The sequence below is a fragment of the Primorskyibacter flagellatus genome, assembly GCF_048268605.1.
GTDB classification, from domain to species: Bacteria; Pseudomonadota; Alphaproteobacteria; order Rhodobacterales; family Rhodobacteraceae; genus Primorskyibacter; species Primorskyibacter flagellatus.
This window is the reverse complement of sequence record NZ_JBLWVF010000001.1, coordinates 133943-155169: the sequence shown is the minus strand read 5'-3', so window position 1 is coordinate 155169 and position 21227 is coordinate 133943. Positions and strand designations below refer to the sequence as shown.

The 21227-nt window shown below is 60.6% G+C and carries 24 protein-coding genes; 17 read left to right on the top strand and 7 right to left on the bottom strand.

What is annotated here, in order from left to right; genetic code table 11:
- Positions 1-85: 85 nt before the first annotated feature.
- From thrS to ACN0WV_RS00730, 5 genes are all read left to right on the top strand, one after another.
- Positions 86-2068: a threonine--tRNA ligase gene (gene thrS / locus ACN0WV_RS00750; protein WP_417603012.1), complete on the top strand. Its 1983-nt coding sequence runs from the start codon at positions 86-88 to the stop codon at positions 2066-2068.
- Between the two features lie 518 nt (positions 2069-2586).
- Positions 2587-2889 (top strand): BufA1 family periplasmic bufferin-type metallophore, encoded by a 303-nt coding sequence (locus ACN0WV_RS00745; protein WP_084352506.1) that lies wholly within the window; start codon positions 2587-2589, stop codon positions 2887-2889.
- Positions 2890-3010: 121 nt separating this feature from the next.
- Entirely contained in the window at positions 3011-3862 is an 852-nt protein-coding gene (bufB, locus tag ACN0WV_RS00740) for an MNIO family bufferin maturase (protein WP_417603011.1), read from the top strand.
- Positions 3859-4608 carry an HvfC/BufC family peptide modification chaperone gene (locus ACN0WV_RS00735; RefSeq protein WP_417603009.1) on the top strand — a complete coding sequence of 250 codons (750 nt, stop codon included), beginning with the start codon at positions 3859-3861 and terminating at the stop codon, positions 4606-4608. The genes bufB and ACN0WV_RS00735 overlap by 4 nt, the downstream gene beginning before the upstream one ends.
- On the top strand, positions 4605-5174 hold the full coding sequence (locus tag ACN0WV_RS00730; RefSeq protein WP_417603007.1) for a DoxX family membrane protein: 570 nt from the start codon (positions 4605-4607) through the stop codon (positions 5172-5174). Before ACN0WV_RS00735 ends, ACN0WV_RS00730 begins: the two co-directional genes overlap by 4 nt.
- Here the strand turns inward: ACN0WV_RS00730 and ACN0WV_RS00725 are convergent.
- Both ACN0WV_RS00725 and ACN0WV_RS00720 read right to left on the bottom strand, forming a co-directional pair.
- Positions 5171-5539 carry a hypothetical protein gene (locus ACN0WV_RS00725; RefSeq protein WP_417603005.1) on the bottom strand — a complete coding sequence of 123 codons (369 nt, stop codon included), beginning with the start codon at positions 5537-5539 and terminating at the stop codon, positions 5171-5173. The two genes, ACN0WV_RS00730 and ACN0WV_RS00725, sit on opposite strands and share 4 nt — an antisense overlap.
- A 21-nt stretch (positions 5540-5560) precedes the next feature.
- The gene (locus ACN0WV_RS00720) at positions 5561-5905 is read right to left on the bottom strand and encodes an ArsC/Spx/MgsR family protein (protein WP_417603003.1); all 345 of its coding nucleotides are present in this window, start codon (positions 5903-5905) and stop codon (positions 5561-5563) included.
- A gap of 156 nt (positions 5906-6061) precedes the next feature.
- On the opposite strand from ACN0WV_RS00720, the gene ACN0WV_RS00715 reads away from it, so the two are divergent.
- On the top strand, positions 6062-6268 hold the full coding sequence (locus ACN0WV_RS00715; RefSeq protein WP_084352516.1) for a cold-shock protein: 207 nt from the start codon (positions 6062-6064) through the stop codon (positions 6266-6268).
- Between the two features lie 160 nt (positions 6269-6428).
- Here the strand turns inward: ACN0WV_RS00715 and ACN0WV_RS00710 are convergent, their stop codons facing one another.
- Positions 6429-7334 carry a LysR family transcriptional regulator gene (locus ACN0WV_RS00710; protein ID WP_417603001.1) on the bottom strand — a complete coding sequence of 302 codons (906 nt, stop codon included), beginning with the start codon at positions 7332-7334 and terminating at the stop codon, positions 6429-6431.
- A 96-nt stretch (positions 7335-7430) separates the two neighbouring features.
- Between ACN0WV_RS00710 and metF the strand changes: the two genes are divergently transcribed.
- The gene (gene metF, locus ACN0WV_RS00705; RefSeq protein WP_417602999.1) at positions 7431-8300 is read left to right on the top strand and encodes a methylenetetrahydrofolate reductase [NAD(P)H]; all 870 of its coding nucleotides are present in this window, start codon (positions 7431-7433) and stop codon (positions 8298-8300) included.
- 325 nt (positions 8301-8625) lie between these two features.
- Here metF and ACN0WV_RS00700 read toward each other — a convergent pair whose 3' ends face one another.
- Positions 8626-8865 (bottom strand): Lrp/AsnC ligand binding domain-containing protein, encoded by a 240-nt coding sequence (locus ACN0WV_RS00700; RefSeq protein WP_417602997.1) that lies wholly within the window; start codon positions 8863-8865, stop codon positions 8626-8628.
- A gap of 137 nt (positions 8866-9002) precedes the next feature.
- On the opposite strand from ACN0WV_RS00700, the gene hisB reads away from it, so the two are divergent.
- Entirely contained in the window at positions 9003-9590 is a 588-nt protein-coding gene (hisB, locus tag ACN0WV_RS00695; protein ID WP_417602995.1) for an imidazoleglycerol-phosphate dehydratase HisB, read from the top strand.
- A gap of 51 nt (positions 9591-9641) precedes the next feature.
- Complete coding sequence (gene hisH / locus ACN0WV_RS00690; RefSeq protein ID WP_417602993.1) at positions 9642-10280, top strand: imidazole glycerol phosphate synthase subunit HisH; 639 nt, start codon at positions 9642-9644, stop codon at positions 10278-10280.
- 81 nt (positions 10281-10361) lie between these two features.
- Here hisH and ACN0WV_RS00685 read toward each other — a convergent pair whose 3' ends face one another.
- On the bottom strand, positions 10362-11990 hold the full coding sequence (locus tag ACN0WV_RS00685) for a BCCT family transporter (RefSeq protein ID WP_084352529.1): 1629 nt from the start codon (positions 11988-11990) through the stop codon (positions 10362-10364).
- A gap of 459 nt (positions 11991-12449) precedes the next feature.
- On the opposite strand from ACN0WV_RS00685, the gene alr reads away from it, so the two are divergent.
- The 7 genes from alr to ACN0WV_RS00650 all read left to right on the top strand — a co-directional run bounded on the left by alr (position 12450) and on the right by ACN0WV_RS00650 (position 18003).
- Entirely contained in the window at positions 12450-13487 is a 1038-nt protein-coding gene (alr, locus tag ACN0WV_RS00680) for an alanine racemase (protein WP_417602991.1), read from the top strand.
- Positions 13484-14266, top strand: coding sequence for an MlaE family ABC transporter permease (locus tag ACN0WV_RS00675; protein ID WP_417602989.1), 783 nt, complete (start codon positions 13484-13486; stop codon positions 14264-14266). Before alr ends, ACN0WV_RS00675 begins: the two co-directional genes overlap by 4 nt.
- On the top strand, positions 14263-15009 hold the full coding sequence (locus tag ACN0WV_RS00670; protein ID WP_417602987.1) for an ABC transporter ATP-binding protein: 747 nt from the start codon (positions 14263-14265) through the stop codon (positions 15007-15009). The genes ACN0WV_RS00675 and ACN0WV_RS00670 overlap by 4 nt, the downstream gene beginning before the upstream one ends.
- Before the next feature lie 5 nt (positions 15010-15014).
- On the top strand, positions 15015-15392 hold the full coding sequence (locus ACN0WV_RS00665; protein WP_417602985.1) for a hypothetical protein: 378 nt from the start codon (positions 15015-15017) through the stop codon (positions 15390-15392).
- Positions 15393-15448: 56 nt separating this feature from the next.
- Positions 15449-15883: a paraquat-inducible protein A gene (locus ACN0WV_RS00660; RefSeq protein ID WP_417602983.1), complete on the top strand. Its 435-nt coding sequence runs from the start codon at positions 15449-15451 to the stop codon at positions 15881-15883.
- A gap of 168 nt (positions 15884-16051) precedes the next feature.
- Positions 16052-17419: a DNA repair protein RadA gene (gene radA / locus ACN0WV_RS00655; RefSeq protein ID WP_084352541.1), complete on the top strand. Its 1368-nt coding sequence runs from the start codon at positions 16052-16054 to the stop codon at positions 17417-17419.
- Positions 17420-17442: 23 nt separating this feature from the next.
- Positions 17443-18003, top strand: a complete 561-nt coding sequence (locus tag ACN0WV_RS00650; protein ID WP_417602980.1) for a CvpA family protein — start codon at positions 17443-17445, stop codon at positions 18001-18003.
- A gap of 69 nt (positions 18004-18072) precedes the next feature.
- On the opposite strand, the gene ACN0WV_RS00645 is transcribed toward ACN0WV_RS00650, so the two are convergent.
- Together ACN0WV_RS00645 and proS are read right to left on the bottom strand one after the other, a co-directional pair.
- Complete coding sequence (locus tag ACN0WV_RS00645; RefSeq protein WP_417602978.1) at positions 18073-18594, bottom strand: DUF2937 family protein; 522 nt, start codon at positions 18592-18594, stop codon at positions 18073-18075.
- Positions 18595-18664: 70 nt separating this feature from the next.
- A complete protein-coding gene (gene proS / locus ACN0WV_RS00640; protein ID WP_084352547.1) occupies positions 18665-20008 on the bottom strand; it encodes a proline--tRNA ligase in 1344 nt (447 codons plus the stop codon).
- Positions 20009-20158: 150 nt separating this feature from the next.
- Here proS and ACN0WV_RS00635 point away from each other — a divergent pair, with 150 nt between their 5' ends.
- Entirely contained in the window at positions 20159-21226 is a 1068-nt protein-coding gene (locus ACN0WV_RS00635; protein ID WP_084352549.1) for an AI-2E family transporter, read from the top strand.
- Position 21227: the final 1 nt, after the last annotated feature.

The window sequence follows — 21227 nt, the reverse complement described above, 5'->3', positions numbered from 1 at the left end:
AGCCCGTGCCAATGGGCACATAGCGCGGGAAACACAACCCGCAACCGGGCGTTCCGTGGGCGCCAAACTGACGAGGAGCCGGCCAATGAGCCAGATTTCCCTGACCTTTCCCGATGGCAATGCGCGTGACTTCGACAGCGGTGTAACCGCCGCAGAGGTGGCCGCCGCGATTTCAAAGTCGCTGGGCAAGAAAGCCATTTCCGCCAGCATCGACGGCGCGCATTGGGACCTGCAATGGCCCATCGAGCAGGACGCGGCCATCGCCATTCACACCATGGCCGACGCGCCTCAGGCGCTGGAACTGGTGCGCCACGATCTGGCGCATATCATGGCGCGCGCCGTGCAAGAGCTGTGGCCGGATGTCAAAGTCACCATCGGTCCGGTGATCGAAAACGGCTGGTATTACGATTTTGACCGCACAGAGCCGTTCACACCCGAAGATCTGGGCGAGATCGAAAAGAAGATGCGCGAAATCATCAACAAGCGCGACCCCGTGACCACCGAGGTCTGGGAACGCGACCGCGCGATCAAGCATTACGAGGCCAATAACGAACCCTACAAGGTCGAACTGATCGACGCCATTCCCGGCGACGAGCCGCTGCGCATGTATTGGCACGGGTCTTGGCAGGATCTGTGTCGCGGGCCGCATCTGCAAAACACCGGACAGGTTCCGGCGGACGCGTTCAAGCTGATGAGCGTGGCCGGTGCCTATTGGCGCGGCGACAGCGACCGCGCCATGCTGCAACGGATCTACGGTGTCGCCTTCCAGAACAAGGAAGATCTGCGCAAATACCTGCATATGCTGGAAGAGGCCGCCAAGCGCGATCACCGCAAGCTGGGCCGCGAGATGGACCTGTTTCATATGCAGGAGGAAGCGCCGGGGCAGGTTTTCTGGCATCCGAATGGCTGGCAGATCTATACCGGGCTTCAGGATTACATGCGCCGCAAACAGCGTGCCGGTGGCTACCGCGAGATCAATACGCCTCAGGTGGTCGACCGCAAACTGTGGGAGGCTTCGGGCCACTGGGACAAATACCAGCACCACATGTTCCTTGTCGAAGTTGACGAAAGCCGCGACGGCGAGAATGACGATGCGGCGGTCAAGAACAAAGGCCAGACCCGGATCAACGCGCTCAAGCCGATGAACTGCCCCTGCCATGTGCAGATCTTCAATCAGGGCCTGAAAAGCTATCGCGACCTGCCGCTGCGGCTGGCCGAGTTCGGGTCCTGCGCCCGGTTCGAGCCCTCGGGTGCCTTGCACGGAATCATGCGGGTGCGCGGGTTCACCCAGGACGACGCGCATATCTTCTGCACAGCGGATCAGATTCAGGAAGAATGCGCGCGCTTCATCGACTTTCTCGCCGATATCTACCGAGAGCTTGGCTTTCCGGAGTTCGAAATCCGCTTTGCCACCCGGCCCGAAAAGCGCGTCGGGTCCGAAGAGTCGTGGGACTATGTCGAGAACGCCCTTGAAAACGCCATCAAGGCGGTGGGCCGCGACTATACGCTGGAGCCGGGCGACGGTGCCTTCTACGGTCCCAAGCTTGATTTCTACCTGACCGATGCGATCGGCCGGGTCTGGCAATGCGGCACTTTTCAGGTGGATCCGAACCTGCCGGAGCGTCTTGATGCCAGCTATATCGGGCAGGACGGCGACAAGCACCGCCCCTTCATGCTGCACCGCGCGACATTGGGCAGCTTTGAGCGGTTCATCGGCATCCTGATCGAGGAACACGCAGGCAAGCTGCCCTTCTGGCTGGCCCCGCGTCAGGTTGTCGTCGCCTCCATCGTGTCCGAGGCGGACGATTACGTTCACGAGGTCGTGGCGCAATTGCAGGCGCAGGGCGTTCGCGCCGAGGCGGATATTCGCAACGAGAAGATCAACTACAAGGTCCGCGAACACTCTGTCGGCAAGGTGCCTGTCATTCTGGCAATCGGACACCGCGAGGTTGAAGAACGCACCGTGACAATCCGGCGGCTTGGCGAGAAACAGACCTCGGTCGAGACGTTGGAAACGGTCGTGTCTGACCTGAAGGCCGAAGCGACGCCGCCGGATCTTCGGAAATAGCCGTTTCCACCTGCGCCTGAACGGCAACAGCGAAGCGAATTGAATCTTGGCGCGCCCGGTGTTTTACGGACCCTGACGCGTCAAGATTTCGTGTTGCGCCCGTCAAACAGGATCGCGCGCAACAGCCATGCGCCGGCATCAGACCGTGCAGGTCGTGTTATTTGGAACACCCGCACTACCCTACGCGCAACCGATCAAACCCGGCGTTTGTGGCTGAACCAGGCGCATAAAAATGTTACAAATGCCGGATCAACGAAAGATCTGATCCTTGGCGAGGCCGCAATCTGTAACATTCGATCACGTCAGCTTGGAACTCACGCGCCGGCTTTATAAAGCGAATTTTCAAGAATTCAATGATCCCAACGCTTTGCCGCACGCGCAGCATGACAGAGGTCTCGCAAATCCTGACGCGCGCGTGATGCACAGCGCTGTGAGTAGCCAGAGTGCCCGCCTGGCGGGTACCTTTTCTTTATCGCATCTCGGCGATTATGAATTTCATCAACCCAGGAGGTACATCCATGTCAACATCCATGAAGACCGCAGCCATCGTCGGCGCCGTTGCCGCAACATTTGCCGCGCATGCCACAACTGCGTCCGCGCAGGATCAGGTGAAATGCTTCGGCGTGTCGCTGGCCGGTGAAAATGACTGTGCCGCGGGTCCGGGCACCACATGCGCCGGCACTTCCAAGGTCGACTATCAGGGCAACGCATGGACGCTGGTCGATGCCGGCACATGCGAAGAAATGGAACTGCCTGCAATGGCCGACGGGTCCGCGCGCATGGGCTCGCTCGAAGCTTTGGACCGCGATCTGCCAAGCTAATAAACCACCAGCAGTCGGGGATCGCGCCGCACCCAAGCTTGCGCGATCCCCGGCTTGCAATCAAAACGCTGCTTTCCCGTCCGGCTGACGGAAAGGAATGATCCGCCCGAAGGAGCCACTCATGTTCGATACCGACCATGACGGCCTGCCCGCTATGCCGGGCGTCGGCTATAAATTCCAACATTTCAACGATATTCTAAGGGATGCCGCGCCGGTCGGCTGGCTGGAAATCCACGCCGAAAACTATATGGGCGATGGCGGTCGGCCGCTGGCCCAGTTGCGGCATCTGTCCGAACGTTTTCCGATTTCCGTGCATGGGGTCGGCCTGTCGATCGGCGGTGAAGACCCGCTTGATCCGGACCACCTTGCTCGGCTGAAACATCTTGTCAGCTGGCTGAACCCTGCCAGCTTTTCCGAGCATCTGGCGTGGTCCACCCATGACAGCCAATTCCTGAATGATTTGCTGCCCCTGCCCTATACCGATACGACCTTGACCCGCGTCGCCGATCACATTGATCAGGTGCAGGAAGCCTTGGGGCGTCAAATGCTGCTGGAAAACCCCTCCAGCTACCTTGCCTTCACGCAAAGCACGATGAGCGAGACCGACTTTCTGCGCGAGCTTGCCCGCCGCACCGGTTGTGGCCTGTTGCTGGATGTGAACAACGTCTTCGTTTCGGCCACCAATCTGGGCTATTCCCCGATCGAGTATATCGACGCCTATCCGCTGGACAGAGTGAAGGAAATACATCTCGGCGGCCATGATGAGGACGAAGATGATCACGGCGCGCCTTTGCTGATCGACAGTCACGGACGCGCAGTCGTTGATCCTGTCTGGACCCTTCTGGACGAGACTTTGGCCCGCACGGGCCCACGCCCGCTGCTGATCGAATGGGACACCGATGTGCCCGACTGGGCAACGCTGCGGGCAGAGACTCTCCGCGCAAAGGATGCCTTGACTCGAGTGCCCGCATGACCGGGCAACACAGTTTTCGCGCGACGCTTCTGGACGCAGACCTCGCCATTCCTGACGGCCTGACCGACGGGCTGGGGCGTCCGGCAGGCGCGCGCTACAACGTCTATCGCAACAACGTGGCCGTCAGTCTGACCGAGGCGCTGGAGACCGGCTTCCCGACCATTTCCAAGCTGATCGGGCCCGAAAATTTCCGCGCGATTGCCGCGCGTTACCTGCGCGCCTCACCGCCCACATCGCCATTGATGATGCATTATGGCGCGGGATTTCCGGCGTTTCTCGAAACCGTCGAGCCACTTGCGCATCTGGGCTACCTGCCGGATGTGGCGCGGCTGGAACTGGCGTTGCGCCGCAGCTTTCACGCCGCGGATCACACCCCGGCCGATCCCGCCCTGCTGCAAGGCGTGGACGAGAATGCGTTGATGTCGTGCCGGCTGCAACTCGCCCCATCGGCCCATCTGTTGCGTTCGCCTTGGCCCATCGTGTCGATCTGGGCCTATAACATGCGCCCCGGCAGTCCCAAACCACAGGCCCGGCCCGAAGACGCACTGATCCTGCGCGCCGAATTTGACCCCGAGCCGCATGTCCTGCCCGATGGCGGCGCGGGGTTCGTCACAGCGCTGGTAAGGGGCGAAAGCTTTGGCAGCGCGATGACCGCTGCGGGCGAGGGTTTTGACGTGGGCGCCATGCTCAACCTGCTCTTTACGCACCGCGCCATCGCCAGAATTTCATTTGAGGAAACGCCATGAACACGCTGATGACCCTGCACAATCAGGTTTTCGAAAGGGTCGAACGGCTGGATGGCCTGCTTCCCCTGCTGGCGCGGTTCCTGTTCGCCGCGATCCTGCTGCCATACTTCTGGGCGTCGGCTGCAACAAAGCTCGGCGACGGGCTGTTCGGGTTCCTGTTTCCCGCAAGCGGCGCCTACGCACAGATCTTTCCCAAAGCGTTCGAAGCGGCGAATTACAACACCGATAACCTAGGTGTCTTTCACTGGCTGGTGGTCGTTGCGGGCACCTGGGCGGAACTTCTGCTGCCCCTGCTGATCGTGTTGGGCCTCGCCACCCGTCTCGCCGCTTTGGGCATGATCGGGTTCATCGCGGTACAAAGCCTGACCGACCTTTACGGCCACGGCGGGATTGCCCATGAAGGCACGCTTGGCGCATGGTTCGACCGCGCACCTGATGCGCTTATCCTCGATCAGAGGGCATTGTGGACCTTTCTGCTTGTGCTGCTGATCATCAAGGGCGCAGGTCTGCTGTCTGTCGACCGGGCGCTGTTCCGGCTTGGTCCGTGGACGCCTGCCAACGCCTAGAAATGCGCGCGCGGCTCGTCCGGTTTTCCGGCGGCCAGTGCGAGCAGCGCCGCAATGCCGGCAAAGGCGATGGGGAACATGGTGAACACGTTAAAACCGTAGCCCCAATACATGCCTGCCGCGGATATCGCCAAAAGCACACCACCCCAGAGCGCCCGCGCATGCGCCATGGCACCGCCTGCGATGGCCAGCATCGGGGACAGAACCGACACCACACGAATGACATCCGGGTTGGCAAAATTGCCGAACGTATCGCCAAGCTCGGTATGTGCGCGTACCAATTCGGTATAGCCAAAGCCGAAAAAGCCCACGATCATCCCGAACACACCCGCAATGATGCCCAATGTCAGCGCCGCGTTCCGCATCTTTCGTGCTCCTGTGCTGTGTCAGTCCGCGAGTGCTGCCTGCACATCCTTGCCCCAGCCCAGATGCATCTCGTCACCCTTGCCCCAGCCCAGATGCATCTCGTCACCGTCCACAATCAGCGGGCGCTTCATCAATGTCGGGTGGGCCGCCAGCAGGTCGCGCTCGGGGCGCGCCCGCTCTACCTCATCAAGGCCGCGCCAGGTTGTTGACCGGGTGTTCAGCAAGGCCTTGCCGAAACGCGCCAGGGCCGCATCCAGCACATCCGCAGGTATGCCATCTTCCCGCACATCAACAAATTCAATATCTTTCAAAGCCTTACGCGCCGCTCTGCATGTATCACAGTTTTTCAGTCCGTAGAGGATCATGCCACATTCCTTATCATTCTGGTCCAGATAACCACCCGGACGTCACTTTGCGACCCCGTTTTGCTTGATTTCCGCACCGGGTTTGCCAAAAATCGGGACTTGACAGTGGCCTTTGTGAGGTTCAGGGGCCGGACGTAAGGCAGAAGGAGACGCGAGATGCCCAGCGGCACCGTGAAATGGTTCAATACGACGAAGGGCTACGGCTTCATTGCCCCCGATGATGGCGGTAAGGATGTCTTTGTCCACATATCCGCGGTCGAACGGTCCGGAATGACCGGTCTGGCAGATAATCAGAAGGTTGAATATGAATTGAGCGAAGGTCGAGACGGCCGGGAAATGGCCGGCGATTTGCGCGCCCTCTGAGGCCTGCATGGCGTTACGGGATTGATCGGCTTTGCAGACCGGATGCGGCAGACGCTGCGCACATGTATTTTGCAGGACAAGAGAGTGTGCAGATGCGTGTCTGTTGAGATGGGCCAACACAAAATCCGACCACGAGGTACCCGCTTTCGCGGGTGCGGGGTCACTGGTTCTGAAGTTTGGTCGCTTCGCTTCGCGCCAACGAGATCAGATCCGCCATATAGGGCTTGTCCACATCTTCTGCCCGGATCGCCGCGTAAAGCGTGCGGGTAATACCGTCCTTCGTCAGCGGGCGGGTCACGTAATCTGAGTTGTATTTCACCTCGCGCACGACCCAATCCGGCAAGACCGAAACACCGCGATTTGAGGCAACCAACAGCAGGATGACGGCCGTCAACTCGACACGCCGAATGCTCGCCGGTTCGACCTTGGCGGGCATCAGCAATTGATTGAACACATCCAGCCGCACCCGGTCGACGGGATAGGTGATCAGCGTCTGGCCCTTGAAATCCTCGGCCTCGATAAACGGTTTCGAGGCCAGAGGATGGACAGAAGCAGCCACAAAGACGGGGTTATAGTCGAAAAGCGGCACGAAGGTGATGCCTGCGATCTCTTCGGGATCAGAGGAGACCACCAGATCAACGTCTTCCTTTTGCAGCGCAGGCAGCGCGTCGAAGGCAAGGCCCGCGCGGATGTCCACGTCCACATCGGACCAGTTTTTCCGGAATGATTCGAGCACCGGGAACAGCCATTCGAAACAGGCATGACACTCGATGGCAATGTGCAGCCTGCCCGACCGGCCCGCCCGCAACCCCGAGAACTCTTCCTCCAGCGACTCGATTTGAGGCAGGACCTGTTCGGCAAGGCGCAGAAGACGCAGCCCTGCCGCCGAGAGTTTCATCGGCTTGGACCGCCGCATGAACAGCTCGACCCCCGCCTGATCCTCCAGCCCCTTGATCTGATGGCTGAGCGCGGATTGCGTGATGTTTAGCGTGTCCGCCGCACGCGCCAGACCGCCGGCCTGATGAATCGCCCTGATTGATTTCAGGTGTCTGAATTCGATGTGCAACCTATCACTCCGCTCATGTTCTTGATGAGATATATGAGTTTGTCTCACATTGGGCTTTGTGTCACAAGACGGCAACCCAGATACGGATGAACAACCATGACGCGCCCAGAGATTTCTTTTGAATTTTTCCCACCCCAGAACCTGGAGGCGTCGTTTCGCCTGTGGGACACGGTACAGGTTCTGGCACCCTTGGCACCGCGCTTCGTCTCTGTGACCTATGGTGCGGGCGGCACGACGCGCGACCTGACACGCGATGCTGTGGCGACATTGCACAAATCCAGCGGATTGCAGGTAGCGGCGCATTTGACCTGCGTCAACGCCACCCGCGACGAAACGCTTGGCATCGCCCGCGAATTCGCTTCCGCCGGTGTGTCGGATATCGTGGCCCTGCGCGGCGACCCGCCCAAAGGTGCCGACCGGTTCGAACGGCATCCCGGCGGTTTTGCCGATAGCTGCGAGTTGATCGCCGCTCTGCGCGACACCGGTGATTTCACCATTCGTGTCGGTGCCTATCCGGACAAACATCCCGAAGCAGCCGATGCGGCAGCGGATGTCGCATGGCTGAAGCGCAAGTTCGAGGCCGGCGCGTCCGAGGCGCTGACGCAGTTCTTCTTCGACATCGACAGCTTTCACCGGTTCCGCGACGATTGCGCAGCAGCTGGCATCGACACCTCAAAGATCGTGCCGGGGATCCTGCCGATCGAGAATTGGAAAGGGGCCGTGCGCTTTGCCAACCGCTGTGGCACACCGGTTCCACAATGGGTCATCGACGCTTTCGAGACCGCAGAGCGTGACGGTCGCGAAGATCTTCTGGCAACCGCGATTTGCAGCGAGATGTGTTCCGACCTGCTGGATGCCGGTGTGAATAAACTGCACTTCTACACGATGAACCGGCCGGAACTGACCCGCGATGTCTGCCACGCGATTGGCGTGACACCCGAAGTCCGGTTGGAGAATGTGGCCTGAGCCGCAGAACGGAACAATCCGATAAAACAAACCGCCGGGTGCCTGATAGCGCCCGGCATTTTCATTTAAATCGAGAGTCACAACGCAGGATTCGTCGCGGCGGATTGCACGGAACCCGTGCCCGAAGATGTTTCCGTCCCGGGCTTGACCCGGGACCTTGCGTTTGGCGCTACCAGCTTGTCAGTCGCCTGCTTGTCTGCATCCGGGCAGAACCGGTCATACCAACAGTGCCCTTCGGTTTTGTGTTGCCCGCCATGCCACCTCTATGTTTCACGGTCAGATCCCAGGCGCGCAGCACAGAGGCACCGCACCCCACGACCGCATCTTAGAACGCCTTGAACGTCATCGTGGTCATGGTGCGCTCCAACCCGGCGATATCCAGCATATGGCTGTTGATGAACTTGCCGACATCCTCGCCTTCGGGAATATAAAGCTTCATCAGCAAGTCATATTCACCGCTGGTCGAATAAAGCTCCGAGTGGATTTCCTTCAGCGCAATGGCATCTGCGACCAAGTAGGTCGTGCCGGGTTTGCAGCGGATCTGGACAAAGACGCAGGTGGTCATGCGTGCTCCTTGAATGGCGAGGTTGAGGTCACGCAAGGCTGGCACAGCCACAGGCCCGACACAATGGGTTTGCACCCTCTTGGCGCGGGCCGGGTGCGCGCCTATAAGCGCCCCACATGACCTGAGGAATGCCCCCAATGCGCCAAGCCGAGATCACCCGCAATACCGCCGAGACGCAAATCAGCGTTTCCGTCAATCTTGACGGCACCGGCAGCTATGACAACCAGACCGGCGTCGGCTTCTTCGATCATATGCTGGACCAGTTGTCGCGCCACTCGATGATTGACGTGACCGTCCGTGCGACGGGCGACCTGCATATCGACGATCACCACACGGTCGAGGATACCGGAATAGCACTTGGGCAGGCGCTGGCCAAAGCAGTGGGCGACAAACGTGGCATCCGCCGCTACGGCGAATGCCACTTGCCGATGGACGATGCACAGGTGCGCGCGGCGCTGGATCTTTCGGCGCGCCCCTTCCTTGTGTGGAACGTCGAATTTCCGACGGCAAAGATCGGCACGTTCGACACAGAGTTGGTGCGGGAGTTCTTTCAGGCCCTGGCGACGCATGGCGGCATCACGCTGCATATCGACCAATTGCACGGTTTCAACAGCCACCACATCGCCGAAGCGGCGTTCAAGGCCGTCGCTCGCGCTTTGCGCATGGCCGTGGAACCGGACCCCCGTGCCGGCGACGCGCTGCCTTCCACCAAGGGTGCCCTTTAGAACTGTCGCCCACCAGACGTAACTGCGCCCCACCATCACGAAAGCACCCCCATGCTGACAGTCATCATCGACTATGAAAGCGGCAATCTGCACTCCGCCGAGAAAGCCTTTCAGCGCATGGCGCGCGAAACCGGCTCTGGCGACGTGATCGTGACCGACAAAGCCGAAACCGTCGCCCGTGCCGACCGAGTCGTCTTGCCGGGTGACGGCGCGTTTCCGGCCTGCCAACGCGCATTGACCGGCCATTCGGGCCTGTATGAGGCGATGATCGAGGCGGTCGAGACCCGTGGCCGTCCCTTCCTGGGCATCTGCGTCGGCATGCAACTGATGGCCCGGACCGGGCATGAATACGAAGAGGTGCCCGGCCTAGGCTGGATCGACGGCGAAGTCAGCCATATCTCTCCCGCCGATCCCGCGCTGAAAGTGCCGCATATGGGCTGGAACGATCTGGTGATCGACACGACGCATCCGGTGCTGGACGGCATTGCCACGGGCGATCACGCGTATTTCGTACATTCGTATCACATGGCGATGCACGACACCGCGCAGCGGCTCGCCCATGTCGATTACGGCGGCGATGTCACTGCCATTGTAGGTGCGGGCAACAAGCTGGGTTTTCAGTTTCATCCCGAGAAAAGCGCCGATGCCGGCTTGCGGATGATCGCAAACTTCCTGCGCTGGACGCCGTAAGCAACCGCACTGGGCAGCCCGGCGCACCCATCAACAGTTCACGACCAAATAAAATGATCGTGGACTGCATTTGGCGACAAATCAGTCGGTCGTCTCGGCGTGGAATGTCTCCAACTCGGGCCGTTTACCGATGGTGATATGGTCGATCTCTTCCATGGCAAACCCCCGTATCAGCGACGGGATCATCATGCAGACCAGCACAAAGATCGGCAGGCCGACCACGGTGATCACCTGTTGCAGTGCCGCCAGACCAGCGTCTCCTGCAAGGATGATCAGCATGGCCGCCACCAGACCTTCCGCAGCCCCCCAGAACACCCGCTGGCGGACCGGTCCGGGTTCTGCGTCGCCCGTACACAGCATATCCACCACCAGCGAGGCAGAGTCCGATGACGTGGCAAAGAAAATGGCCACAATCAAAACCGCAAAGCCCTGAATGAAGGTCGTGAAGGGGAAGTGTTCGAAGAAGGCAAACATCGCCAATGGCACGCTTTCGGCAACGGCGGCACTGATCTCGCCCGCCTGATCGCCCAGCGCGGCACGGGCCGCAAGGCCCAGACCGTCAAACTCCATCGCTTGCCAGCCGAAGATCGAGAACCAGATCAGGGTGAAGAGCGACGGTGCCAGGAGAACGCCGAACACAAATTGCCGAATTGTCCGCCCGCGCGAGATACGCGCCACGAAGATCCCGATGAAGGGCGACCAGGTGACGGTCCATGCCCAGTAAAAGACCGTCCAGGATCCTTGCCAGCCCCAGTTGGCATTCTCCGGGTTTTCATTCGCCAGCATGTCGTTCCAGAATGCCAGATGCGGGAGGTTTTCGAAATACAGGCCGAATGTCTCGACCAGTCCGCGCAGCAGAAATAACGTAGATCCGAAAACCAGCACGAATATCATCAGCCCGACGGCCAAGCCAATATTGAGATTTGACAGGAACTTCACCCCTTTGTCGAGACCAACGACGATGGAGGAAATCGCCACCAGCGTGAGCGCTGTCAGAATCAGAACCTGAACTTCTGCACCGTCACCGGTCCCGAACAACTCGTTCAGCCCGGCCGCGATCTGGCTGGACCCAAGCCCCAGCGACACCGCCACACCGAAAAGCGTCCCGAGGATGGAGGCTACGTCGATGGCCTTGCCCACCGGGCCGTAGATCCTGTCGCGCAAAAGCGGATAGAATACCGATGACACGCGCACCGGCAGCTCGTAACGGTTGATAAAATAGGCAAAGGCCAACCCCGGCAGCGTGAAGATCGTCCATGTGTGCAAGCCAAGGTGATAAACGGCGATGGAGATGGCATCGCGGGCGGCCTCCTCGGTGTAAGGTTCAACTCCCGGAAGCGGCGGATTGGCGAAGTGCGAAATCGGCTCTGCCACGCCCCAGAACATCAACACAGTGCCGATGCCACCGGCAAACAGCATGGTGAACCAGCTTAGATTGGAATATTCCGGACGCGATCCCTTGGGGCCAAGCCGGATGTGACCGTGCCGTGACATCGCTGCCCAGATCAGAAAGCCAAGCCAGACATTTACCCCCAGAATGAAAAACCATCCGAGGTTGGTGACAATCCACGCCCGTCCCGTTGCAAAGGCGTCGCCGATCTGGTCAGGGAAAAGAACAAGTGCGATTACAAAAACAAATGTTAACGCGGCTGCTGAGAAGAAGATGGCCGGATCAGTTTTCAATCCAAGTCGTTGGACAAGTGTTTGCACGGGTGCCCCCCACAATTTAGGTCAATTCGGGCATAACGCAGACGTGACTCATATTGTTCCCGGATAAGTTGAAATCTGAAAGAACCTCTATGTTTACCGCCTCTCGGTCTCAATCAAAGACAACGACGCATCAAGATCTTTCCTGACTGATCATGCCGGATGCGACCCATCATTGACGAAACCGTAACACGCATGTCGGCATATGCGCTGATTTGTCTTCAGCGACGTTTGGGAAATACTCTCCAGACATGAATAACGAAGGGCTGGCAAAAGCCGGTGCCGCAAAAGAATGGGTTGGAAACGGCCTCACTTCAGATTGCCTTGCTTCGGAAACTCTCGCAAGCTGCGCCCTCTTTCCGACGCCCCGGCTTTGGTTCCAGCCGGCCCGCGGGATTGCCCTAAAGGCGAGCGCGGCAATATTGGCCTTGACCTGACGGGCATTCGTGCGAAACAGCGTGCATGGCACAGGCAGAACTGACGATTGATCTGGGCGCACTGGTTGCAAACTGGCAGGCGCTGAACGCATTGAGCGGGTGTGAAACCGGCGCGGTGGTGAAGGCCGACGCTTACGGCCTGGGGGCGGAACGTGTCGCTCCTGCCTTGGCTGCGGCGGGTGCGCGGTGTTTCTTCGTGGCGCTGGCCGAAGAGGGCGCGGCGCTTCGACAGATTCTTGGCAACGGCCCCGATATCTGCGTCTTTTCCGGCCACATGGCGGGCGATACCGCGCTGATCCGTGATGCGGACCTAGTGCCGATGATCAACTCCATCGATCAAATGTCCTGCCATATCGAAACGCTCCCCGATGCCCGTTTCGGTATCCAGCTGGACAGCGGCATGAACCGTCTGGGGATGGAGCCTGCCGAATGGTCCGCCCTGCGTGAAGTGTCGCTCAACCAGCCTCCGGTTCTGGTGATGAGCCATCTGGCCTGCGCGGATGAGCCTGACCACCCGATGAACGCGCAGCAGTTGCAAACCTTTGTCGAGATGACCGACGGGATCGACGCACCGCGCTCGCTGTCTGCGACGGGCGGCATTCTGCTGGGCAAGGATTATCATTTCGAACTGACCCGCCCCGGTATCGGTCTGTATGGCGCATTGCCCTTTGCCGACGCGCGGCCCGTCGCGCATCTGTCGATCCCGGTGATCCAGACCCGAGAACTGACGCCGGGCGAAACCGTGGGGTACGGCAACACCTGGACCTCGGATGCTCCCTCGCGCATCGCGACAATCGCGGCGGGATATGCCGACGGGATCATCCGCGCGATGGGCCCGAGCACATATCTTTGGGCGGACGAGACGCGCTGCAAGATCGTCGGGCGGATCTCGATGGATCTGATCGGGGTCGACATCAGCCACCTGTCCGAAGATCCTGACAGTCTTCAGCTTCTTGGCCATCAACAATCCGTCGATACGCTGGCGGATGCCGCCGGAACCATTGGCTATGAGATCCTGACCTCCTTGGGCAATCGCTATGCGCGCCGGTATGTCGGGCCATGACGCTGACCCGCCCCATTGCTGTTTTGGGTGGCAATGTCCTGCACCTTCTGGCCGCCATCGGGCGCGTGGTGATCTTCGCAGGTCAGACTGTCAGCCACCTGTTCCGCCCGCCCTATTATCACCGTGAGTTCCTTCAGGCACTGGTGCAGATCGGATGGCTGTCTTTGCCCGTGGTCGGCCTGACAGCCCTGTTCACCGGCGGCGCGCTGGCCCTGCAAATCTACGCGGGCGGTGCACGGTTTTCGGCAGAGGCGGTTGTGCCCTCCATCGTCGCCATCGGCATGGTCAGAGAGCTTGGCCCCGTTCTGGGCGGGTTGATGGTGGCCGCACGGGTTGCGTCCTCCATCGCGGCAGAGCTTGGCACGATGAAAGTGACCGAACAGATCGACGCGCTGGTGACCCTGTCCACCAACCCGATGAAATACCTGACGCTTCCCAGAGTGCTCGCCGCAACGCTGGCCGTGCCGGTTCTGGTGGCTGTGGGCGACGCCATCGGCATATTCGGCGGCTATATCGTCGGCGTGACGCGGCTGGATTTCAACGCCGCCGCCTATCTCAAGAACACGGTGGATTTTCTGGAATTCTGGGATGTTGCCTCGGGCCTGTTCAAAGGCGCTGCGTTTGGGTTTCTGGTGGCGCTGATGGGCTGTTACTACGGCATGAATTCGGGCCGTGGCGCACAAGGCGTCGGACGCGCGACCAAGGCAGCTGTGGTTTCGGCCTCTGTGCTGATCCTTGCCGCTAACTACATCCTGACCGAGGTGTTCTTTTCGGCATGATAGAGTTGCGCGACATTCATAAAAGCTTTGGCACCAACCATGTCCTGCGCGGCGTCAACCTCAGCGTGGCCAAGGGCGAGTCTCTGGTCATCATCGGCGGCTCCGGCACTGGCAAATCAATCGCGTTGAAATGCATCCTTGGACTGGTCAAGCCCGACAGCGGCCAGATCACTGTCGGCGGAAGCGATGTGAATACGGGCGACCGCGACACGTTTCTGGCGCGCTTTGGCATGTTGTTTCAGGGCGGTGCGCTGTTCGACAGCCTTCCGGTCTGGCAGAATGTCGGTTTTCGCCTGCTGCGTGGCGCGCTCAAACGTCCGCATGACGAGGCCCGCGCCATCGCCGTCGAAAAGCTGCGCCGCGTCGGGCTGAAACCTGACGTGGCCGACAAGTTTCCCGCAGAATTGTCCGGCGGGATGCAAAAGCGCGTAGGCCTTGCCCGCGCGATCTGCGCCGATCCCGACATCATTTTCTTTGACGAACCCACCACCGGGCTGGACCCGATCATGGCCGGTGTCATCAACGAGCTGATCCGCGAGATCGTGGTCGAGATGGGGGCCACGGCGATGACCATCACCCATGACATGACTTCCGTGCGGGCGATTGCCGACAAGGTGGCCATGCTGCACAATGGCATCATCCAGTGGACCGGGCCGGTGACGGATCTGGACAACAGCGGCGATCCGTATCTCGACCAGTTCATCCACGGCCGCGCCGATGGCCCGATCGAAGCCGTGAGGTAAGCAAGATGTTCGAAGCCGACTTTCCCGTTGTGGCGCTGCTGATCGCCCGCAGATTCGTCTTTCCCGAGGCGATCCTGTTGCTGGCATTGCTGCGGCTTATCCTTGGTCAAGGATGGGTGCGATTGCCTGCCGCCACCGCTGTTCTGCTTGCTTCCGGGATCGCCATCACTGTGTTCGCTCCGGCCTTGGGACTGGCGGGCACGGCGCTTTATGGGACCGCCGCCCGCGCCCTGGTGTCGGGCGGGGTGGCATTGCTGCTCGCCCCGTCGGCGCTGCTGCTGATCGGCGCTTTCTCTCGCCGGCGGCCTTGGCCGTGGATAGAGGTTGCCGTGGTGGCACTGACCCTCGCCTTCATCCTCCTTTGGGCCGCCACACGCATCTGACAGGCATCGCAATATGCCCGTTGTGCGGGTTTCTCCCCCCTTGAAGGACTGACCCCGTGCTGCGCTGGCTGAACCTGTCCCTGCTGATCCTCTACCCGGTCGCGTGGTGCGCACCGCTGATCCGCGCAGGCCTGCTACCACTGTTCGGACTAAGCGAGATTTCGGTTTTAAGCGGGCTTCAGTCGCTTTGGGAAACGGACGTCCTTCTGGCCTTGCTGGTTACGGCATTGGCACTGTTTGCGCCCTATCTGAAAACCATCGGTCTGGCGCTGATCCATTTCGGCATGATGCGCCGCCGCATGCTTGGCGCGTTGAACGTGCTGGGCAAATTGGCGATGGCGGATGTTTTTCTGATCGCGCTTTATATCGTTGTGGCCAAGGGCGTCGGCGTGGGTCGTGTCGAAACCGCCTGGGGTCTCTACCTGTTCACCGCTTGCATATTCGCCTCACTGGCGATCGGGTTGCTGACGACGAAAAATCTCCGGCGCTGATTGGGCTGAGGTACGCTCGGGATCATGTTTGCGGGGGCGTCGCCGATCACATCAACGCCCGCGCCTTGTCTGGAACCTGAACTTTTTCGACGCACACCGCGTAACGACCCCACCCTGCCCTGATGGCAGGGCTTGCGGGTGCGGCCTGTTTGTTCCACAAGATCGCGCATGGCCAAAGCATCCCTTTCCTATGTCTGTTCGTCCTGCGGGGCCGCAACCTCCAAGTGGTCGGGCCGCTGCGAGGCGTGCGGCGCGTGGAATACGATCACCGAGGACGCAGGCATCAGCGCAGGCCCTCCCAAGAAAACGCTTGGCAAATCCCGTGGCCGCACCGTGCCGCTGACCGATCTGTCCGACGAAGAGGCCCCGCCGCCGCGCACCTCTTGCGGCATGAACGAGCTGGACCGCGTTCTGGGTGGCGGTCTTGTGCCCTCCAGCGCCATTCTCGTGGGCGGCGATCCGGGGATCGGCAAATCCACCCTGCTGTTGCAGGCCGCGGCGCAATTCGCCCGTGCAGGCCTCAAGGTGATCTACGCCAGTGGCGAGGAAGCCAGCGCACAGGTGCGGATGCGCGCGCAACGGCTGGGGCTTGCCGATGCCTCGGTGAAACTGGCCGCCGAGACCAACCTGCGCGACATCCTGACCACGCTGGAGGCTGAAGCCCCGCAACTGGTGATCATCGATTCAATCCAGACCATGTGGGCCGATCACGTTGACAGCGCGCCGGGCAGCGTCAGTCAGGTCCGCGCCGCCGCGCATGAGCTGACCAGCTTTGCCAAGCGGCGCAATACATCGGTTATCATGGTGGGCCATGTCACCAAGGACGGGCAGATCGCCGGTCCGCGCGTCGTCGAACACATGGTCGATACGGTGCTGTATTTCGAAGGCGAACGCGGCCACCAGTTTCGTATCCTGCGCGCGGTCAAGAACCGCTTTGGTCCGGCCGATGAAATCGGCGTGTTCGAGATGACCGGTGCGGGACTGGCCGAGGTGTCCAACCCCTCGGCGCTATTCCTGTCCGAACGCGGTCAGCCGACGCCCGGATCTGCCGTTTTCGCGGGGATTGAGGGCACCCGGCCGGTCTTGTGCGAATTTCAGGCGCTGGTCGCCCCTTCGCCGCATTCGCAGCCCCGCCGCACGGTTGTGGGCTGGGATGGCGGGCGTCTGGCGATGATACTCGCCGTGCTGGAGGCGCGCTGCGGCATTCCATTTGCCGGGCTGGACGTCTATCTGAACGTGGCCGGCGGCATGAGAATCTCTGAACCCGCCGCAGACCTGGCTGTGGCGGCGGCGCTACTGTCGGCGCGCGAAGACACGGCATTGCCCGCCGAATGTGTCGTTTTTGGCGAAATAAGCCTATCAGGGGCCTTGCGTCCGGTAGGTCAGACGGAAAACCGGTTGAAAGAGGCGCAAAAACTTGGTTTCACCTCGGCCATCGTGCCGGAAGGCGGCAAGTCGGGTGGGACCAGCGATATGGCCCTGACCCGGATGAGCGATCTGGCCGCCTTTGTGGGCGAGATCTTCGGCGCGGGTTAGGTACAAACAGAGGGACAGGGTTCTTGGAAGGTTTCACCATCATTGACGGCGTGGTGGCCGTTGTTATCATTCTGTCCGCGCTTTTGGCCTATTCCCGTGGGTTGGTCCGAGAAGTCATGGCCATTCTGGGATGGATCGCAGCGGCCATTCTCGCGTTCATCTTCGCGCCACAAGTCCAGCCGCTGGTCAAGGAGCTGCCCTTCGTTGGCGATTTCATCGCCGACAGTTGCGAATTGTCGATCATCGGCGGGTTCGCAGCCGTCTTTGCGGTGGCCCTTGTCGTCGTGTCGCTGTTCACACCGCTGTTTTCATCGCTGATCCAACGCTCTGCGCTTGGTGGTCTGGATCAGGGTCTTGGGTTCCTCTTTGGGGTCGTGCGCGGTGTGCTGTTGGTGGCGATTGCCTTTTTCGTCTACGACACCGTGCTTGCCGCGCAGGACGTGGCGATGGTGGATAACAGCCGCTCTGCCAAGGTGTTTTCACAGTTCACCGGCAATATCGAAGACCGCAACCCGGAACAGGCACTTGGCTGGATCACCACGCAATACGAACAGCTTGTCGGCGTTTGCGACACGCCGACCTGACACTGTGCCTCCGTTTTCAGATACCGGCCCGTGCATCATCGCGCGGGCCGTTTGCATTCCGGCTGTCGGTCAGGCCCCTGCCCCGGCGCGCCGCGACCGCGCCCCCCTGCGACGGAACGGCATGCGCAGGACACCGATCAGCATGGACAAGACCAGACTGCCCGCCAGAAACCCGGTCCCGGCAAATACGGCACCCTCAAAGGTCAGGGGTGCGGCAGGCTTGTAATCGCGCCATGCCGCGCGGGCGATCTGCGGGTCACTCAGATGCGCGATACGGCTTGCGCGGGTGAACGGCCCTGCGGCGCGCAAGGCGTCCAGATCAGCGGACAGATCGCGATGCCGTGCAATGGTCCGGGTGATGGTCTGGCTACGTCGCGCGCCAAATGCGCCGCTCTGACCAAGTTCCGACAACGCCTCTTGCCGGGACATCCCGACGGCGCTTGCATCCCGGTCGAACTGATCCACAACGCGGGCCAGTTCATCGACCGCCCCGCCAAGCCGTTGCGTGTATTGCTGCGAAAACTCGGGAAACTGCGACAGGCCCGCCGCGCCTGCCAGCCCGCCTGCCAAGGTGAGTGCCCGTACAATCATATGCCTGCCCTTTTTTGCCAGAGCATAGCATTATCGCGGTGCGGCGAACAGATTCGGGTGCCGCAAAACCCTAGACGGCAGCGCGCCCGTAGATCTGCGCGATCCGCTCGATCGCCTGTTCGGGCGGCAGTTCTTCGGATGTGCCCGTCCGGCGCGAGGTCAGTTCAACCACGCCGTTTTTCAGCCCGCGCGGCCCGACGGTGATCCGCCAAGGCAGTCCGATCAGGTCCATACCGGCGAATTTCGCGCCCGCGCGTTCGTTGCGGTCATCATAGAGCGGCTCCAGCCCCAAGGCTGTCAGCGATGCGTAAAGCGCCTCGCAGGCACCGTCGGCTTCTTCATCACCTTGCTTGAGGTTGACGATCCCGCAATGGAACGGCGTTACACCCTCTGGCCAGATAATGCCTTTGTCGTCATGGCTGGCCTCGATGATCGCGCCCACCAGACGCGACACGCCGATCCCGTGGCTGCCCATATGGACCGGCACGCGGTTGCCGTCGCTATCCGCGACCGTGGCGCCCATCGCCTCGGAATATTTGGTGCCGAAATAGAAGATCTGGCCAACCTCGATGCCGCGCGCTGTGCGACGACGCTCTTCTGGAACCTCATTGAACAGCGCCTCGTCATGCGTCTCGTCCGTGCGGGCGTAGCGACTGGTGAATTCCTCCAGAACGGCCTGGCACTCTGCATGGCTGTCATAGTCAATCTCGCGGGAACCGAATGTCAGATCGGTGATCTGGGCATCGTAGAACACTTCCGACTCGCCGGTGTCTGCCAGCACGAGGAATTCATGCGTGTTGTCGCCGCCGATGGGGCCACTATCCGCGCGCATCGGAATCGCCTGAAGCCCCATGCGTTCGTAGGTGCGCAGGTAGCTGACAAGGTGACGGTTATAGGCGTGCAACGCATCCTCTTTGGTCAGGTCGAAATTATACCCGTCCTTCATGTAGAACTCGCGTCCCCGCATCACGCCAAAGCGTGGGCGGATCTCGTCGCGGAATTTCCACTGGATCTGATAGAGCGTCAGCGGCAGGTCCTTGTAGCTGCCCACATGACTGCGGAAAATGTCCGTCACCAGTTCTTCGGCCGTGGGGGTGAACAGCATGTCGCGGTCATGCCGATCCTTCATCCGCAGCATTTCCTGACCGTAAGCGTCGTAGCGGCCGGATTCGCGCCACAGATCAGCGCTTTGCATGGTGGGCATCTGAATGGCGATATGGCCTGCGCGGGCCTGTTCCTCGTGCACGATATTCTCGATCTTGCGCAGCACCTTGAAGCCCAGTGGCAGCCAGGAATAAATCCCCGCCGACGCCTGTTTGATCATGCCCGCACGCAGCATGTAGCGGTGCGAGACAATCTGCGCCTCCGAGGGCGTTTCCTTGAGCACGGGCAGAAAATAGCGGCTGAGACGCATGATGAGTCCTTGGCGAAGAATTGACAGTCCGACAGGGTGTAGGGCCTTGCCCCCTGTCTGCGCAAGCGGTGCCGCATCATTTTTTGGCCAGCCTCTGCTTGCATGACACGGCCAGTTGGGCAATGAGTGAGCCTGAGAGGGGCGCGTCGCATGGGTTTGCCGGTTCATTATCAGCTCAGATACTGGGGTGCCGCCGCCGCCGTGCTGGTGTTGCTGCTGTGGTTTCTGGGCGATGTCCTGCTGCCCTTCGTGCTGGGCGGCGCGATTGCCTACTTTCTTGACCCGGTCGCGGATCGTCTGGAACGCGCCGGATGCTCCAGAACTTTGGCCACGGGCATCATCACCGTGATGGCCATTATCATCTTCGTGCTGATGGCTTTGTTGGTGATCCCGACATTGGTGCAGCAGACGGTGCAGCTTTTCGAAGTCGCGCCGCAGCTGTTCCAGGATCTCCAGGAATTTCTGACAAGCCGCTTTCCATCGCTGATGGATCAGGACAGCGCTATACGCCAGTCGCTGTCCGGATTGGGAGAGACGATCCGCGATCGCGGCGGAGAGCTGTTGAACACGGTTTTGACTTCGGCGGCATCAATCCTGAACATCGTGCTGTTGTTTGTGATCGTTCCGGTCGTGGCGGTCTATCTGCTTTTGGACTGGGACAACATGATCGCGCGGATCGACGAGCTGTTGCCGCGCGACCACGCGCCGGTGATCCGGCAGCTGGGGCGCGACATAGACAAGACGCTGGCCGGGTTCATTCGCGGGATGGGCACGGTCTGTCTGGTGCTGGGCGTCTACTATGCCGTCGCGCTGATGTTGGTCGGGCTGCAATTCGGGTTGGTCGTGGGCGTGGTGGCGGGCTTGCTGACCTTCATTCCCTATATTGGCGCGATTTTCGGCGGCGCACTGGCGATTGGCCTGGCGCTGTTCCAGTTCTGGGGTGAATGGGTCTGGATCGCCGCCGTGGCCGCGATTTTCTTTCTGGGTCAGTTCATCGAAGGCAACTTCCTGACACCGAAGCTGGTGGGCAATTCGGTGGGTCTGCATCCGGTCTGGCTGCTGATGGCGCTGTCGGTTTTCGGGGCGTTGTTCGGATTTGTCGGCATGCTGGTGGCGGTGCCGGTGGCCGCAGCGCTTGGCGTTCTGGCGCGGTTCGGCGTGTCGCAATATAAACACAGCATCCTGTATCGCGGCCAGTCCGACCGCGACGACGGTTAAG